Raw genomic sequence first — 3,586 nt, forward strand, 5'->3', positions numbered from 1 at the left:
ACTTCACCACCTGCGGCTGGATGATGTGGAACTGGCTCGTCACCGCTCTGGCTTCGGACGCGACCCTCATGCTTTACGACGGCGCGCCGCTGACGCCGCCGTCGGCGCTGTGGGACTACGTCGCCGAGGAGCGCATCCACCACTTCGGGGCGAGCGCGAACTACCTCGCGGCCTCGGAGAAGGCGGGACTCCGGCCGATCGCGACGCACGACCTCGGGGCGCTCCGCTCGATCCTCTCCACCGGCTCTCCTCTGGCCCCCGAGTCGTTCGACTGGGTGTACCGCGACGTCAAGCGGGACGTGAGGCTCTCCTCCATCTCCGGCGGGACCGACATCGTGTCCTGCTTCGTGCTGGGGAGCCCCGTGCTCCCGGTGGTGCGGGGAGAGATCCAGAGCCTCGGCCTCGGCATGAACGTCGAGGTGCTCGACGATCGCGGGAAGCCTGTGGTCGGCCGGAAGGGGGAGCTGGTCTGCTCGGCGCCGTTCCCCTCCATGCCCGTCGGATTCTGGAACGACCCGGACGGGTCGCGCTACCGCGCCTCGTACTTCGAGCGGTTCCCCGGGGTCTGGTGCCACGGCGACTGGATGGAGATCACGCCGGACGGCGGGGCGGTGATCTACGGCCGGAGCGACGCGGTCCTGAACCCCGGCGGCGTCAGGATCGGCACTGCGGAGATCTACCGGGTGGTGGAGAAGCTCCCCGAGGTGCTGGAGAGCCTGGCGGTCGGCCAGGAGTGGAACGGGGACGTGCGGATCGTGCTGTTCGTCCGCCTCCGGGAGGGGATCGTCCTCGCCGAGGCGTTGATGGAGAAGATCCGTGCGGCGATCCGCGCCGAGGAGACACCGCGGCACGTCCCCGCGAAGATCGTGCAGGTCCCCGGGCTCCCGCGGACGCTGTCCGGGAAGCTCGTGGAGCTGGCGGTGCGCGACGTGATTCACGGCCGGCCGGTTTCGAACGCCGACGCGCTGGCGAACCCGGAGGCCCTCGCCTACTTCAGGGACCGCCCCGAATTGACGACTTGAACCGAGACCCGGAGGCCCCATGAAAGCGAACGACGATCTCTCCGCCTACGAGAAGGCCGCCGCGACCGGCCAGGACCCTCGGATCGTGCCGATCTCCCTCGACGGGCCGGTGCCGGAAGGGGACGCGATCCCGTACCCGGAGTACCCGGCGACCGACCAGGAGACCTGGCGGATCCTCTACCGGAGGCAGCGCGACCAGCTCCCGGAGCGCGCGTGCGACGAGTACCTCGAGGGGCTCCGGCTGATGCGGTTCCCCGAGGATCGGATCCCCGCGCTCAAGGACGTCGGCCGCGTCCTCGCGGGCGCGACCTCCTGGCAGATCGCGAGGATCCCCGGCCTCCTCCACGAGAAGGACTTCTTCGCGTTCCTCGCTCGCCGCGTCTTTCCCTCGACGGACTACATCCGCCCGCGCCACGAGCTGGACTACACGCCGGCCCCCGACCTGTTCCACGACCTGTTCGGCCACACGCCGATGATCACGCTCCCCGCGTTCGCCGACTTCTACCAGAAAATCGGGCAGGTCGCGCTCCGAGCGGAGGGGAAGAACCGGCGGCGCCTCGAGCGGTTCTACTGGTTCACGGTGGAGTTCGGGATGATCCGCACGGCGGCGGGGCTCAGGATCTACGGGAACGGGATCGTCTCGTCGTTCTCGGAGGCTCAGCACAGCCTGACCGACGCGGTCGAGGTGCGGCCTTTCGATCCCGGCGAGATCGTGGAGCAGGACTACGACGTCTGGCACCTCCAGCCGCTGCTCTACGCCATCGAGTCGTTTGAGCAATTGGCGGACGGGTTCGATTACTGGGCGAGGGGAGAGCGGCTATTGTAGGGAGGGAGAGGAAAGGGCAAAGCAACCGAGCGCGCGGCCTGCCAGGGGATAGGAGCTCGAAGCTGCGAATCCGCGGCAGCGTCCGGTACTGGAACGCTATGTCACCCTCGCCCTCTACCCCGAAACCCTCCACACGCACCCATTCTTCTCCCGGTGCCCGGGTGAATTCAAGCTGTTCGCCCCCACGCCGCGGCGCGGCCTGGCGCCCGCAGTCGTCGGCGCTCACACTCGCCCGCTGGTGCCGCACGGGGTGCAACGAGGGAGGGTCGCCTACGCGTCGGCGGACAGCAGTCTGTCGACCGCCGGGGGCGCGACCGGCGGTGGACGCGGCGGGAGCCCCAAGCACTCGAGGATGGCGCGGATGGCCGCGGGCGATTGAATCGCCGCCAGGATACGCATCGGCCGCCCGCAGCGGGGGCACGTAAGGGCCTCCGCGCCGAACACACGTTGCAGCAATTTCGCCCACGGCAGCCTCCGGCCACGCTGCGCCGGGGCGGTTTCGCGGCCCGCAGCCTGCTGATCGGGTGCCGCGGCGCCGGTCCGGGGCGTACCCGATGAATCGGGGTTCTCGTGGGGGCGGGGGACCGCCGGGACGACCCGGTCGCGCCACGCGGCCCGCGGCGCGAGGATGCCGTGGTACCGAACGAGATGGAACCGAGGCGGTGGCACGAGAACCGCGAGCCGCTCCATCAGCTCCAGCGGATCGAGAAGCAGATGGGTGGTGCCGTCGCGCCAGCGGTGCCGCAAGCGGTAGACCAGACGGCCGTCCGGATCGAGGCACAGTCGTTCGGCGGCGAGAGCCGGCCTTGCGGCATAGCGGCACAGGCGCTCCAGCCTTCGCCGATCCCGTGCGGGGACCGCGACGGCCGCGTGCACGCTGATGCCGCCGATGCTCACGCAACCGGGGGGCCGGGTATCGAGGAGATGTTCGACATCGATTCGATCTTCCCGCCGGCGCAACCGCTGCCCGGCCCGCGGTCCGGTCGCCACCCGCCCGCGCACCGAAGCGCCGCAGAGTTCGGCCATCAGTGGCTGGTCGCGCACGAGCGGATCCGTGTCGCCGGCATCGGACTCGACGCCCAGGCCGCGCCGCTCGAGCAGCGAGGCCAGCCGGCGCGCGAATCCTCGGGCGACGCGCAGGATCTCCGCATCGTCCGGCGGGTCGAGCGGCACGAACCCTAGCTCCCCCGGATCATCGGCGTCGAACACGCCGTCGAGCGCGAGCGCGTGGAAATGCACGTTCAGGTTCAGAGCATCGCCGAATCTCTGGACGAACGTCACGGCGCCCGCATCGGCGTAGCGGATCTTCTGCCGCTCGCGCGCCCTGCGGCGCAGCGAGGCGAACAAGACGCGCACGAACGCCCGGAGCACCTCGGCGGTCAACCCGGCATCGAAAGCCATCAGGTAGCGCAGGGAAACCGGCACCGTCAGCACCCACTGGCGGACGGGCACCTCCGGGAAGACGCCGTCCACGAGATGGGCGGCCGTGTCGGCCATGCGCCGCCCGCCGCAAGAGGGGCAGAACCCCCGGCCCTTGCACGAGAAGGGGACGAGCCGGTCGTGGCCGCAGGCATCGCAGTGCACGCGGAGGAAGCCGTGGGCCAGGATGCCGCATTCGAGGTAGGCCCGGAACTCACGTTCCACGAACCGCGGTACGACCCGGTCCCGCTCGCGGGCGATCGCGAGAAACGTCTCCACGGCACCGGCGACCGCACGGTACAGGACGGCACGGGCCGCG

3 protein-coding genes are annotated in these 3,586 nt (G+C 70.3%); 2 read left to right on the forward strand and 1 reads right to left on the reverse strand.

What is annotated here, in order from left to right:
• Positions 1 to 1,022: AMP-binding protein (locus LAO51_20245; protein ID MBZ5641077.1), on the forward strand; the 1,022-nt coding region annotated here is incomplete at its 5' end.
• A gap of 19 nt (positions 1,023 to 1,041) precedes the next feature.
• The gene (locus tag LAO51_20250) at positions 1,042 to 1,848 is read left to right on the forward strand and encodes a phenylalanine 4-monooxygenase (GenBank protein ID MBZ5641078.1); all 807 of its coding nucleotides are present in this window, start codon (positions 1,042 to 1,044) and stop codon (positions 1,846 to 1,848) included.
• 270 nt (positions 1,849 to 2,118) lie between these two features.
• On the opposite strand, the gene LAO51_20255 is transcribed toward LAO51_20250, so the two are convergent.
• Positions 2,119 to 3,586: transposase (locus LAO51_20255; protein MBZ5641079.1), on the reverse strand; the 1,468-nt coding region annotated here is incomplete at its 5' end.

The sequence above is a fragment of the Terriglobia bacterium genome (assembly GCA_020073205.1).
Classification (GTDB): domain Bacteria; phylum Acidobacteriota; class Polarisedimenticolia; order Polarisedimenticolales; family JAIQFR01; genus JAIQFR01.

Bases quoted from the DNA above. Each gene is read 5' to 3' on its own strand.
- LAO51_20250 (MBZ5641078.1), top strand. From the start codon at position 1,042: ATGAAAGCGAACGACGATCTCTCCGCCTACGAGAAGGCCGCCGCGACC.